This window comes from Winogradskyella haliclonae, from assembly GCF_014635865.1.
GTDB lineage: Bacteria > Bacteroidota > Bacteroidia > Flavobacteriales > Flavobacteriaceae > Winogradskyella > Winogradskyella haliclonae.
In genome coordinates this window covers 942,938-957,452 of the sequence record NZ_BMDQ01000001.1, presented here as the reverse complement: position 1 = coordinate 957,452, position 14,515 = coordinate 942,938, and the positions used below count along the sequence as shown (strand labels likewise).

Below are 14,515 nucleotides of genomic sequence, written 5' to 3'. Positions count from 1 at the left end.
ATACGTTAAGAAAATATAACTTTGCAATACAAACAAAAGAATATGAATAATTTGAATCTAAAAAACCTTTACTTTTTAATACTTACTACAGTATCTGTATCGCTATCTGCACAAGAAGAAGGAACAGTTACTGTTAATCAGCCAGATGCTATTAATAAGCTCTTAGAATTTAAAAAAGATGTCAAAACCGTGGAAACTTTTAAAATTCAAGTTTATAGTGGCGATAGTTCTTTTAGAGCTGAAAAAGTGAAGTCGGAATTTAGAGAAAAATACAGTGAGTGGCCAACAGAAATGGTCTTTAATACACCTAACTACAAAATATGGGTTGGTAATTTTAGAGACCGCTTAGAAGCTGACCGTGCTCTGCTTCGTATAAAGAAAAATTATATGAATGCGTTTATTTTTCAACCTAAGAAAGACTGATAATTTTATTCTAAAGCCTAATAAAAATTCACATAACAAAAAAAGCACTCCTTTTGCAGGGAGTGCTTTTTGTATTATCTAGTTTGGTTAAAAACTCAATTATTTCAATGTCTTTTTAACTTCTACTTCTTGGAAGGCTTCTATAACGTCACCTTCTTTAATGTCATTGTAATTTTTGACTTGCATACCACAATCGTAACCTTTAGATACTTCTTTCACATCATCCTTAAATCGTTTTAAGGATTCTAGTTCTCCAGTAAAAATTACTACGCCATCGCGTATTAAACGAATACCAGAGTTTCTGAAAATTTTACCATTGGTAACCATACATCCCGCAATAGTACCGATTTTAGAAATCTTGAACGTCTCACGGATTTCTGCGGTACCAGTAATCTCTTCTTTAAGCTCTGGAGATAACATCCCTTCCATGGCATCTTTAAGATCATTGATAGCATCGTAAATAATAGAATATGTACGGATATCAATTTCTTCTTTATCTGCAATTTGACGTGCATTACCCATTGGTCGCACATTAAATCCAATGATAATTGCATCGGAAGCAGTTGCTAATAAGACATCACTTTCAGTAATGGCTCCAACACCTTTATGAATAATATTTACTTGAATTTCTTCAGTAGACAACTTCTGGAAAGAATCTGTTAATGCTTCAACAGACCCATCCACATCACCTTTAAGGATAATATTAAGTTCTTGGAAATCTCCAAGCGCAATACGTCTACCGATTTCGTCAAGAGTAATATGACGCTGTGTTCTTACAGATTGCTCACGTTGTAATTGTGTACGCTTTGTTGCTATTTGTTTAGCTTCACGCTCGTCTTCGAATACATTAAACTTATCACCTGCTTGAGGTGCACCATCTAAACCTAAGATAGAAACTGGTGTCGATGGGCCTGCTTCAGCAACATCATTTCCTCGTTCATCTTGCATGGCTTTTACTTTACCTGAATTCTTTCCAGCTAAAACGTAATCTCCAATTTTTAAAGTCCCCGCTTGTACTAATATTGTAGATACATATCCACGTCCTTTATCTAAAAACGCTTCAACTACTGTACCTTGCGCTGCTTTATTAGGATTTGCTTTAAGTTCTAGTAACTCAGCTTCAAGTAATACTTTTTCTAATAATTCTTTAACGCCTGTTCCCATTTTAGCAGAGATGTCATGAGATTGGATTTTTCCACCCCAGTCTTCAACTAAAAGATTCATATTTGCTAATCCCTCTTTTACTTTTTCAGGATTTGCATCTGGCTTATCTATTTTGTTAATCGCAAAAACAATTGGCACTCCAGCTGCTTGAGCATGAGAAATTGCTTCTTTTGTTTGCGGCATAATATCATCATCCGCTGCCGCAACAATAATAGCAATATCAGTAACTTGAGCACCACGAGCACGCATAGCTGTGAAGGCCTCGTGACCTGGCGTATCTAGAAATGCTATTTTTTGACCGTTCTCTAGTTGGACACCGTAGGCACCAATATGTTGTGTGATTCCTCCAGACTCACCAGCAATTACATTTTCTTTACGTATATAATCTAATAAAGACGTTTTACCATGATCTACATGACCCATTACTGTTACAATAGGTGCACGATCTACTAAATCTTCAGGCTTGTCTTCAACCACTTCGAAAGATTCTTCGATATCTGCGGTAATAAATTCTACAGAATAACCAAATTCTTCGGCAACGATAGATAAGGTCTCTGCATCTAAACGCTGATTCATAGTTACCATCATTCCTAGAGACATACATGCAGAAATGACTTGAGTTACACCAACATCCATCATTGTAGCAACCTCACTTACGGTAACAAACTCTGTTACTTTAAGAATTTTACTTTCTGCAGCTGCTAATTCTTGATCAATTTCTCTCTGTTCTCTATGTTGATCTCTTTTGTCTCTACGATTTTTTGCACCTTTACCTTTGCTACTTTTCCCTTGAAGCTTTTCAAGAGTTTCACGAATTTGTTTTTTTACATCCTCTTCACTAGGCTCTTCTTTAACTACTTTTGGTCGATTATTACCTCTACCTTTAAAGTTGCCTCTTCGGTTATCATTATTGTTATTTGATTTCCCTGGATCGCCTGGCTTGCTTATTCTACGTCTTTTACGTTTGTTAGCATCATTAGTCTTAGACTTGTTGTCTTCTTTTTTCTTTTTAGGCTTATTAAATTGGGCTAAATCAATTTTTTCACCTGTAATATTAGGACCACTAAGCTTCTTATACTGTGTCTTAATCTTTTCATCTACTGGCTCAGAAGTAGATGAAGATTCTTCCTTAGTATCTTCTGTTTTGGCCTCAACTGTTTTTGGCGCTTCTTTTTTAGGAACTTCTTCAGCTTTTTTAGCTACTGCAGGTTTCTCCTTTTTTGCTGGCGTTTCTTTTTTAGTTGCTTCAGCTTTAGGCGCTTCCTTTTTTGGTGCTTTAGCTTTAGGTGCTTCTTTCTTTGGAGCTTCTTCAGCTTTTGGTTTGTCGCCATCCAAATCTATTTTACCAACTTGCTTAGGTCCAGAAAGTTCAGCTTTTGCTTTGAGAACAGTTTCTTTTTCTGCTTCGCCTTTTGCCTTTTCTTCGAGCTCACGCTCGCGTTTTTCTCTAAGCGCTTCTTTTTCTTTAAGCTTTGCTTCACTTACTTCCTGAGCTTTTTCACGTTTAGTCGCATCTGTCTGAAATTCATCAGCCAATGTATCGTAAACATCTTGAGAAATTTTTGTATTAGGGCTTTTCTCTATCTCTATGCCTTTAGATTCTAAGAAATCTACAGCACGATCCAGAGAGATATTTAATTCCCTAAGTACTTTATTTATTCTAATTTGAGCCATATATGCTTTTATATAATCCTAAATATATAGTTTACCAATTGATTTGCAAAAATTGGTTTTTTAATCTTCGAATTCTTCTTTTAGAATTCTAATAACATCTGTAATTGTTTCTTCTTCTAAATCAATACGCTTAACAAGGTCATTTACATCCTGCTCTAAAATACTCTTTGCAGTGTCTAAACCAGCCTTACTAAACTCTTGAATAATCCATTCTTCGATTTCATCAGAGAATTCCGTTAATTCTACATCTTCTTCAGCACCTTCTCTAAATACATCAATCTCATAACCCGTTAATTTACCCGCTAGTCTAATGTTATGACCTCCACGACCTATGGCTTTAGATACTTCCTCTGGTTTTAACAATACTTCAGCTCGCATGTTTTCCTCATCTAGTTTAAGAGATGTTACTCTTGCTGGACTCAAGGCACGTGTTATAAATAATTGAATGTTATTTGTATAATTAATAACATCAATGTTTTCGTTACCTAACTCACGGACGATACCATGAATTCTAGAACCTTTCATACCAACACAAGCACCTACTGGATCGATTCTATCATCATATGAATCAACAGCTACTTTTGCCTTTTCACCAGGAATACGCACAACGTTTTTAACTGTAATTAAACCGTCAAAAACCTCTGGAATTTCTTGTTCAAACAATTTTTCAAGGAACAATGGTGATGTTCTTGACATAATTATCGCTGGCTTACTCCCTTTAAGTTCTACACTCTCGATAACACCTCTTACGTTTTCACCCTTACGGAAAAAGTCTGAAGGTATTTGCTTGTCTTTTGGTAAAATAATTTCGTTACCATCATCATCTAATAAGATGATAGCTCTATGACGAATATGGTGAACCTCAGCGGCATAAATTTCCCCTTCAAGCTCTTTAAACTGCTTATAGATATTTGTATTATCGTGCTCGTGAATTTTAGAAATTAAATTTTGCTTTAATGCTAAAATCGAACGTCTTCCTAATTCAAAAAGCTTTACTTCTTCTGCTACATCTTCACCAACTTCAAAGTCTGGTTCAATTTTTTGAGCTTCAGACAATTCGATTTCTTGATTTTCATCTTCAACTTCTCCATCTGCAACAACAATTCTATTTCTCCAAATCTCCAAATCTCCTTTGTCGGGATTTATAATGATATCAAAGTTATCATCATCTCCATATTTCTTTTTCAATGCATTACGTAATACATCTTCTAGAATCGCCATTAGCGTAACTCTATCTATTAATTTATCATCTTTAAAATCTGAAAATGATTCAATTAATGCTAAATTTTCCATATTAACAGGACTTAAAATTTAATTTTAACTTTTGCTTCTTTTATATCTTCTATAGCAATCGTAGCCTCTTTGGTTACGGTTACTTTTCCTTTTCCTATTGGCTTGGGCTCTCTGGCTTTCCATGTTAGCTGGATGGAATTTTCATCGGCTTCTACCAATTGACCTTCTATATTTTTGTTATCATTGGTCTTAACTTCTAGGTTACGACCAACATTTTTTTTGTATTGTCTCGGTATCGTTAATGGTGATGCTGCGCCAGCTGAAAGTACCTCCAAAGAAAAATCTTCTTCTTCTCGATCTAAGTTATGTTCAATAGCGCGACTGATAAATATGCAATCCTCTACCAACACGCCATTATCGCCATCAATAACCACTTTAATAGCGTTATCTGCTCCAATCGTCATGCTTATTAAAAACAAATCTTGACGTTCGTCAAGGCCATTTTGTAATAATTCTTCTACTTTATTTTTTAACATACAGCTATAAAAAGAGGGGACTTTTCGTCCCCTCATTATCTTCATTTCCTTAAACAGTGGTGCAAATATACGATATATATCGAGTTTTGCAAGGTGTTTAAGCTCTAATATTCTGAATTTACTTAAGTTATACGACTGGTTTTATTCAGTTATAGATGAAAAACAAAAAATCCTAACTCAATTTGAATTAGGATTTAAATTTATGTTGGCCTACTAGGGCTCGAACCTAGACTCTTCTGGACCAAAACCAGACGTGTTGCCAGTTACACCATAGGCCATCATCTCAAAATGAGGATGCAAATTTATAACAAAGTTTGAGTTGGACAAAAAAAAGATGAAAAAATAATTCAAAATACTTAACGTTTGCTTAAAAACATTCGGCTGTGTTGTAATTATTAGTAAATTCGCCAGCATCAAAAGCATTAATTTTTATGACCAATTTCAACTTTAAAAAGTGGAACACAATTTTAGGATGGTTTGTGTTTGCTGTAGCAGCAATCACTTATGCCTTAACCATTGAACCAACAGTTAGTTTTTGGGATGCAGGCGAATACATCTTAACCTCTTCTAAATTACAAGTTGGTCATCCACCTGGAGCACCTTTGTTTCAAATGCTTGGTGCTTTTTTCTCCATGTTTGCTTTAGAACCATCTCAAATTGGTGCTTTATTAAACATGATGAGTGCTGTATCTAGTGCTTTTACGATACTTTTTATGTATTGGACAGTCACCATTCTGCTTCGTAAATTGGTTAAATACGATGTTGAAAACGATGCGACTAGTAAAGGAATGGCAATACTAGGCAGTGCCTTGGTTGGCAGTTTGGCGTTTACGTTTACGGATTCTTTTTGGTTTAATGCTGTTGAAACTGAGGTTTACGCCATGGCAACATTAATAATGGCAGTAATGTTCTACTTAGCATTACGTTGGGAAGAAGACATGCACAAGCCTAGAGGAAACCGATGGCTCATTCTTATTGCTTTTGTGATTGGTTTGTCTTTTGGAGTTCACTTTATGGGATTATTGACGATTCCTGCAATCGGACTTATTTATTATTTTAAAAATTATAAAACAATAACTGTTCAGAATTTTATTCTAGCAAATGTTATATCTGCCGCAATATTACTTTTCATCTTTAAATTATTATTACCAAATGCACTTCGCTTTTTTGGTTGGATGGAAGTCTTTACGGTCAACACTTTTGGTTTACCATTCCACTCCGGAACAATAATCGCAGGCTTAATAGTTATTGCAGCGTTTTATTTTGGGCTTAAGTATACACGTCAAAAAGGATTTATACATGCGAATACTTTAGTACTTTGTTTGCTATTTATATTCGTAGGATTTTCGTCATGGATGATGTTACCTATCCGTGCTAATGCACATGTTATCATTAATGAAAATGACCCTTCTGATGCTAGGGAATTATTAGCTTACTATAACTTAGAACAATACCCAGAAACCCATTTGTTTTATGGCCCTCAATTTACGGAGTTATATTCTGGTCAAGATGCAGATGAGCCTTTTGTAGACGACAAAAAGAATTACGAAAAAGATTATGAGACTGGTAAATATGTTATCATAAACGATTGGGAGAATGCTAAACAAAATTACAACTCTGAGCATGCAATGCTATTACCACGTATGTGGAGTACCGAGCATGCCGAAAATTACATGATGTTTACAGGCTTAATTGATTTTAAAGTTAAGCCAACATTAGGTGCAGATATTTACGAAAGCTATCTAAATGGCGGCTTCCCAGAAGAAGAAGCAAGTGCGCGTGCGAGTTACCAAATGCAAGCAATTAATAAAATGGTAAGCGATTTTAGACGTGCTGTGGCTGAAGGCAAAGTTGATTATGAGGACTACCATAACTTCTTAAAAGAAAATGCACAATCGTATTTTGAAGTTGAAAAACCTTCGTTTTTAGATAATACAATGTACATGTTTCAATACCAATTTGGGTATATGTATTGGCGCTATTTTATGTGGAATTTTACTGGACGTCAAAATGATATTCAAGGAAAGTATGATGACTTTAATGGTAATTGGATTTCAGGTATTGACTTTATAGACAAATTACACATTGGTATGTCTCAAGAAAACTTACCAAGTGATGTTGAAAATAATAAAGGACGAAATACCTATTATTTCCTTCCGTTAATATTAGGATTAATTGGGTTCTTCTTTTTATTGAATGTTGACAAAAAACGCTTTTGGGTGCTTTTAGTTTTCTTTTTACTCACAGGTTTAGCCATTCAATTTTACACAAACATTAGACCTTTTGAGCCTCGTGAAAGAGATTATTCTGTTGTAGGTTCATTTTATGTTTTTGCCATTTGGATTGGATTTGGCGTTTACGCACTTTACGATTTACTAGCTAAAAAAGCCAAAAAGAGCTTTATCCCAGTAGCTGCAATTACATTAGCTTGCTTAATAGCTGTTCCTGGAGTTTTAGCGGCTAACAATTGGGACGACCACGACCGTTCGGGTAAATACACGGCAAACTCTATGGCGCGAAAATATTTAGAATCTTGCGCACCAAACGCAATACTATTTACGATAGGTGATAATGATTCTTTCCCGCTGTGGTATCTTCAAGAAATAGAAGGTGTACGTACAGATGTGCGCGTTGTAAATACAAGTTTGTTCCAAACCGCTTGGTACATCGATCAAATGAAGCGCAAAGCCTATTCTAGTGAGCCAATTCCCTCGCAATTAACACATAAGCAATATAGAGATGGCACAAGAGACTATACATTTTACAGAGAAATCAATGATAAAATTGCAAAAGACACTTTAGATATTAAAGACTTTATGGATTTTATCTCTAGTGATAAGAAGACTACAAAGTTAAAACATCGTGTAGCTGCAGAAGGTGAAGATCCTAATGGATATCCTAGTTATTTTATAAATTCTAATTACTATCCTACTCGAAATATTAGAGTTCCTGTAAATAAAGAAACCGTACTTAAAAATGGCATTGTAAAACCAAAAGATGCAGATAAAATTTTGCCTTATCTCGATGTGAAAATTTCTGGAAGCGCCATCTACAAGAACAGATTATTAATGTTAGATATTATTGCTAACAATAATTGGGAACGTCCTATTTATTTTAGCGGTGGTGCATTTGCAGACGAAGATTACATCTGGATGAAAGACTACTTACAACTAGATGGCTTATGTTATAAACTTGTACCTATTAAGACACCTGTAGATAAAGCTAATCCTTTTGATATGGGACGTGTTGATCCAGATTTAATGTACGACCTTGTGAAGTCTTGGGATTGGGGCGGAAGCGGCGAAGACATTTATCATGATGTCGAAACTCGTAAAAATGGGATTACTTACCGAGGTAATATGGCACGTCTTATTGAAGCTTTATTAGATGAGAAAAAGTTAGATAAAGCAGAAGAAATGGCCGATTTGGCCATGGAAAAAATGCCTGTTGACACCTTTGGTTTCTATACCTTATTAGAGCCTTATATTTCGACTTATTTTGAAGTAGGTGCCGATGAAAAGGCTAAGAAATTGTATCTTGATGTTGCCGCTAAGTATCAAGAAAATTTAGTGTATTACAGTGGGCAAGACCTGAAGGTGCAAGCAGATATTATAGATGAAATTTTTACAGATATTCAAAAATATCGCTCTTTAGTTGATGCACTTGTTGCTTATGGTGATAGAGATTTTGCCATAGAGCAGACCAGAAAGTTTAATGAATATTTAGAATTGTTTAATCCTTTAATGGGAGATGAAGCTCCTTCTAAAGAACCAGAAGCAGATTTAGAAGACCTTTTTAGAGATGGTAATAATGACACTTCAACTAAAACAATCCCCGCTGAAATAGATAGTACTAACTAGATGAAACAACCTTAGTTAATTTTATCGCATAGTATAAAATAATAACGTTGTTCCATGTGACATTTTAAAAACAGCAAATAGCATCACATGAAACTTATTCCTGCAAAAACGCCAGGTTTTGTTAAGTCTTTATTCCCCAATTTTATTTGGAACATTGACACTAATAAGAAGGAATTATACCTCACCTTTGATGATGGTCCTACACCAGAAATTACACTTTGGGTTTTAGAACAACTTAAAGCCTTCAGTGCAAAAGCCACATTCTTTTGCATAGGAAGTAATGTTGACAAATATCCCGAAATCCTTAAAGCCATATTAGAGGATAACCATTCTATTGGTAACCATACTTTCAATCATTTAAAAGGTTGGAAACATAAAACAAAAGATTATTTGACTGATGTTGAATTAGCTCAAAAGACTATTGATAAAACACCTTCTTCAGGCAGTAAATTGTTTCGTCCACCATATGGAAAATTTAAAACTAAGCAGGCCAAACAATTGCAAAAGCTAGGCTACAATATAGTGATGTGGGATGTCTTGTCTTTTGATTGGGATGCTTCGGTATCTAAAGAAGATTGCTTAAACAACATTCTTAATTCTGTAAAAGAAGGCAGTATTGTTGTGTTACACGACAGTGTGAAAGCTGAGCAAAATTTAAAAGGGGTTTTACCTAAAGTTTTGGAGTATTATAGTAATAGAGGTTTTACGTTCAAGGCATTAAGCTAAACATACTCCTGAATAATACCAATCAACGTATTGGCATCTTGTTCACCACTATGGCGCCATTTCATCTCGCCATTTTTGTAGATAATAAGAGTTGGTAACCCTTTAACACGTAAGGCTTCGGCAAGTTCTTGGTTTTTATCGACATCGATTTTTATCACCTTAGCTTTATCACCAAGAGCTGCAGCAACATCTCTAAGTACAGGATGCATTGCGGTAGACTGCTCATTCCATTCAGTGAAGAAATCTAGTAGCACAGGTTTGTCTACATCTATAAGTTCTCCAAATTTTGACATATTAGTTAAGGTTTTAGTCAAATAAACACCTCAAACTTAAGCATTTTTTTTATACTATACTTTAAATAAGCGTACGTATTACTTTCAGTTTGATGCTATTATAAATATACAATTTAGTTTATAAACAAACTAAATACTAAGCATTGGTTTTTTTACTGCCTTTTTTAAGCTCAATTACTGTGATTTCCGGCCAAATACCTACACGCCCAGGAAATGCCAAATAGCCAAACCCTCTGTTAACATTTATGTATTGTCCAAGCTCTTCATAAATACCTGCCCAACGCTTATAACGCCACTTTACTGGGCTCCACTTAAACCAACCAGGAATCTCAATACCAAACTGCATACCGTGTGTATGGCCACTAAGTGTTATATGATAATGATAATCGTCATTAACAACCTCAGCATCCCAATGACTTGGGTCGTGACTTAGTAAGATTTTAAAATCGTCTTTATCAACTGCAGATTTTGCTTTTTGCAAATCTCCAGCTTTTTTAAACCCACCTTTACCCCAATTCTCAACACCAACTATAGCAATACGTTGCCCATTCTTTTCTATAAATCGGTTTTCGTTCAGTAACAAATCAAAGCCAATATCTTTCTGAAGCGTTTTTAAATCCTCAAGATTTTGCTTTTTAGCTTCTTCAGAACTCCAACGCACATAATCACCATAATCATGATTTCCTAAAACCGAATACATGCCATCCTTAGCTTTTAATTTATTAAAAACAGTGACATAAGGTTCTAATTCTGTGGCTTTATTATTTACGATATCTCCAGTGAATAGTATAACATCGCTTTGTTGTTCATTGATTAAATCTACAGCATATTTTACCTTATCCATATTATCAAAACTTCCAGAATGGATATCACTAATTTGAGTGAGCTTATAACCGTCAAAAGCTTCGGGTAAGTCTTCAAAATGCAAAACATATTTTAAGACCTTAAAGTTGTATTTGCCTTTATAAATTCCGTATAAAATAGAAACAAATGGTACTGCTGCTAATCCTAATGCAACTTGGCTTATAAACTTTCTACGCGCTGGAAAATGCTTAGTTACATCACCACTATCCTGTGTAAAATAGCTATAAACTGCTTGAGGCACTCTAAAGATATCTTCACCAAACATGATAAGCAAAAGCACTGTTTTTGGAACAATCATAGCTATTAAAAGCCCTACCGCGTATGAATTGCTATGGGAGAATCCATCGCTTCGATTGAAGCTATAGAACTGATAGACAAAATTTCCTAAAACAGCTATGGTAAAAACCCAATACAATGCATACCACCAGTTACTTTTAGTTATGGTTCTCAGAGATTGAAATGCATAATAATCTGCAACCCCAATAATTAATAAAAAAATAAACCAACGAATCATACCTGAATTTTTAAAAACCCAAATTTACGAAGACCATACCTGAGTTATCTTATGAAACTGTTAAAGCTTTTTAAATCTAGGTCTTCAAGCTTATCGGCCTTGGTCTTAAAATGAATTGTATATGTTTTATTAGGCAACATATTGAAAAAGTTATCTGAAAAACGCCCTTTCTTTTTTGTAAAAAGACATATATCTTTTTGAAACGTCTCACTTGATAATTCAATAGTAAAACCATCTTCTACTTTTAGAATCTCTGTATTAATATCTGCTTGATTTAGTTGTAAATCTTTAGGCTTTACAAAAAAGAAAAATGAAGTTTTATCTTTAAACGTATACACTAAAACTGCACTGTCTTTTTTAAAATTAATGGCTTCTAAATTTTGCGCAATGATAAGCTGACTCACATTAGCATCAACTATTCTTGTCTGGGTGTTTTCCCAAATAATATTGCCTTTAAAATCCATAAGTTTCATATATATTCGTCCGCTGACTTTGTTAAGCTCATCATTAATAATCCAAGTTTTTAAAGTGTCATTTTCTATTTTTGATGAGATTAACACATTCTCAAAACTTCGCTTTGCTTTGTAATGAAGTGCCTTCCAATTACCATAATAATCAATGCTTGACCATGATACCGAAGGCCAACAATCATTCAATTGCCAATATAATGTGCCCATATTGTATGGCTTTGCACGACGCTGTGCTTCTATACCTTTAGTGATGCCATAAGCTTGCAGTAATTGACTCGTATATACATAATCTTCAGCATTGTCTGGAACAGGAAAATCACGCTTCATATACGCATCAATTAACTGAAACCCTCTTGAGTGTTTCTGGTGGTTTTTAAAACCTTCTGAGGAAATCTCTATACTATCATTTTGATTAATGTATCTAATCGTTTCATAAGTTGGTAAAGACTGAAAGCCATACTCACTCATAAAACGGGGTACGTTTTCCTTGAGATGCTCAAACGGATATGCGTCATGCCAAATCCACCAATCGTGGGCATCACCTTCATATTTATACTTTGGATTTCCACGTCCGTATTTTGGTGAAGACTCCCAATAATCTGTAGTCGAGTATGTTGAAACTGCTTCTGGTAAAATAGAGTCAAAAACCTTTAGATAATTGTTCCAAATCTCTTCTTTTTCGGCTTCACTTCTTCCTGCTTGCCAACCCCATCGGTGCCAGCCTTCTGAGTTTTCATTATTACCGCACCACAATGCTATGGAAGCATGATTACGGAGTCGTTTTAGATTACCAACAGCTTCTTGTTTGATATTTTCAAGGAAGTCATCATCACCAGGATACATGGCACAGGCAAACATAAAATCTTGCCACACGAGGATACCTTTTTCATCACATAGATTATAAAATATATTATTCTCATAAATACCACCACCCCACACTCTGAGCATATTCATATTAGCATCAACAACATCATTTAACAACTTCTTGTAATGCCTATCTGTGACTTTGTTTTGTAAACTATTTTGAGGAATGTAATTGGCCCCTTTTGCGTAAACCGGCTGACCGTTAACTTTAAAATAAAAACTCTCGCCAATACTATCTTTTTCAGTAACTAATTCTATGTCTCTGATACCATATTTTGTAGACATACTATCTAGGATTTTTTCACCGTCTTTGACTACAATTTTAATGTCGTACAAATAAGGTTCGCCAAGATTATGTGGCCACCAAAGCTTAGGGTTTTTGATTTCGAATGGAATCCCAGGATTATAATTTGAGGGATTAAATTTAATTCCTCTGTAAAGGCTATCATTTACAAAAACTTCATAAACGATATCTTTGTTCAAGTTTGAGTCGTACTCTAATTCAGCTACTAATTTTGATATTGAATCATTTAATTCGAAATGTTTTATATTAGAATTTTCAATCTTAAAATCATTCCAAGCGACTAACTTTATCGGGCGCCAAATACCACTTATATTTAATTTTGGCCCCCAATCCCAACCGTATTGAAACTGCGCTTTTCTGGTGAAAATGCGTTCGCCTTCGGGCAATTCGTAATCTAGTTTTTCTTTTTCAACAGCTTCTTGTTTTGAAGTGCTTTCAAACAGAATTCGCAATTCGTTTTTAGCTTTTAGAATTGGCTTTACATTAACATCAAAACTTCGGAAAGCATTGCTTGTTTTAAGAATCAAACTATCATTTAAATAAACAAATGCGTAAGTATCCAAGCCTTCAAAACTGAGTTCTAGATGTTTTTTTTCTAATGTTTTTTCATCAACCGAAAACGTGGTTTTGTATTCCCAATCGGTATCAGAAACCCATTGTACTTTTTTTTCGTTATCTCCAACAAATGGGTCTTCAATTAGCTGATGCTCTAGCAAATCCGAAAATATATTTCCAGGAACTGTGGCTGATTGCCAAAGTGTATCAGTTGTTTTTTTAAACTGCCAATTGTTATGCAACTCAATAGTTCTCGGCACATCATGTTTGGGTTGACAACTAAAACATAATAAGACTATTAATAGCAAAGACCTTTCGACTGCGCTAAAGGTGACAGGAAAAATATTAAATCGCATCTAAAATGGCTTTTATTTTAGTTATATCTGATACTGTTTGCTGTATAGAAAACATAGAATCTTGTTGATTTATTTTTATAGAAGCAGAAGCATGTATTTCTTTTAATCCTATGCCCTTAAATTTTGAGGCATTTCCTAGTGAAATACCACCACCAGCTAATATGGTAATTCTGCCATTTGCAACTTTATTTAAATGCTTTAGTATGGCTAGACCTTCTTCTGCTGATTTTTTCTGCCCAGATGTTAGTACACGCTCTACTCCCAAATCGATTAATTGTTCTAAAGCTTCAGCTGGATTTACAACCTCATCAAACGCTCGATGGAATGTAAATGGCAGTGGCTTTGAACAAAGGATTAATTCATTTGTTCTTTCGATATCAATAATTCCGTCAGAATTTAAAACGCCCGAAACAATACCATCACAACCCAAATCTTTACATATTTGGATGTCTTTTTTAATCACATTAAACTCATCATCTGAATACACAAAATCTCCACTTCGTGGTCTTACAAGAACAAAAACAGGAATAGAAAGTTTTGACTTTACTAAATCAATTAGACCATATGACGGTGTAATCCCACCAACAGACAATTCTTGGCATAATTCAATACGATGTGCTCCTGCATCTTGGGCATTTTTAGCGGATTGGTATGAGTTGGCGCAGACTTCTAAAATCAT

The 14,515-nt window shown here is 34.8% G+C and carries 10 protein-coding genes and 1 tRNA gene; 3 read left to right on the top strand and 8 right to left on the bottom strand.

What is annotated here, in order from left to right; translation table 11 throughout:
- Positions 1–42 precede the first annotated feature (42 nt).
- The gene (locus IEV10_RS04305) at positions 43–423 is read left to right on the top strand and encodes an SPOR domain-containing protein (RefSeq protein ID WP_188373458.1); all 381 of its coding nucleotides are present in this window, start codon (positions 43–45) and stop codon (positions 421–423) included.
- Positions 424–522: 99 nt separating this feature from the next.
- Here the strand turns inward: IEV10_RS04305 and infB are convergent, their stop codons facing one another.
- The 4 genes from infB to IEV10_RS04285 all read right to left on the bottom strand — a co-directional run bounded on the left by infB (position 523) and on the right by IEV10_RS04285 (position 5,308).
- A complete protein-coding gene (infB, locus tag IEV10_RS04300; protein WP_188373457.1) occupies positions 523–3,261 on the bottom strand; it encodes a translation initiation factor IF-2 in 2,739 nt (912 codons plus the stop codon).
- 60 nt (positions 3,262–3,321) lie between these two features.
- Entirely contained in the window at positions 3,322–4,554 is a 1,233-nt protein-coding gene (nusA, locus tag IEV10_RS04295; RefSeq protein WP_188373456.1) for a transcription termination factor NusA, read from the bottom strand.
- An 11-nt stretch (positions 4,555–4,565) separates the two neighbouring features.
- Positions 4,566–5,030, bottom strand: a complete 465-nt coding sequence (rimP, locus tag IEV10_RS04290; protein ID WP_188373455.1) for a ribosome assembly cofactor RimP — start codon at positions 5,028–5,030, stop codon at positions 4,566–4,568.
- A 205-nt stretch (positions 5,031–5,235) separates the two neighbouring features.
- Positions 5,236–5,308 (bottom strand) — tRNA-Gln (locus IEV10_RS04285).
- A 153-nt stretch (positions 5,309–5,461) separates the two neighbouring features.
- Between IEV10_RS04285 and IEV10_RS04280 the strand changes: the two genes are divergently transcribed.
- Both IEV10_RS04280 and IEV10_RS04275 read left to right on the top strand, forming a co-directional pair.
- Positions 5,462–8,890 carry a glycosyltransferase family 117 protein gene (locus IEV10_RS04280; protein ID WP_188373454.1) on the top strand — a complete coding sequence of 1,143 codons (3,429 nt, stop codon included), beginning with the start codon at positions 5,462–5,464 and terminating at the stop codon, positions 8,888–8,890.
- Between the two features lie 87 nt (positions 8,891–8,977).
- On the top strand, positions 8,978–9,616 hold the full coding sequence (locus IEV10_RS04275; RefSeq protein ID WP_188373453.1) for a polysaccharide deacetylase family protein: 639 nt from the start codon (positions 8,978–8,980) through the stop codon (positions 9,614–9,616).
- On the opposite strand, the gene IEV10_RS04270 is transcribed toward IEV10_RS04275, so the two are convergent.
- The 4 genes from IEV10_RS04270 to IEV10_RS04255 all read right to left on the bottom strand — a co-directional run bounded on the left by IEV10_RS04270 (position 9,613) and on the right by IEV10_RS04255 (position 14,515).
- A complete protein-coding gene (locus IEV10_RS04270; RefSeq protein ID WP_188373452.1) occupies positions 9,613–9,909 on the bottom strand; it encodes a thioredoxin family protein in 297 nt (98 codons plus the stop codon). The genes IEV10_RS04275 and IEV10_RS04270 overlap by 4 nt on opposite strands.
- Before the next feature lie 136 nt (positions 9,910–10,045).
- Positions 10,046–11,287 (bottom strand): metallophosphoesterase, encoded by a 1,242-nt coding sequence (locus tag IEV10_RS04265; protein WP_188373451.1) that lies wholly within the window; start codon positions 11,285–11,287, stop codon positions 10,046–10,048.
- A 44-nt stretch (positions 11,288–11,331) separates the two neighbouring features.
- Complete coding sequence (locus tag IEV10_RS04260) at positions 11,332–13,836, bottom strand: beta-mannosidase (protein WP_188373450.1); 2,505 nt, start codon at positions 13,834–13,836, stop codon at positions 11,332–11,334.
- Positions 13,826–14,515 (bottom strand): copper homeostasis protein CutC, encoded by a 690-nt coding sequence (locus IEV10_RS04255; RefSeq protein WP_188373449.1) that lies wholly within the window; start codon positions 14,513–14,515, stop codon positions 13,826–13,828. The genes IEV10_RS04260 and IEV10_RS04255 overlap by 11 nt, the downstream gene beginning before the upstream one ends.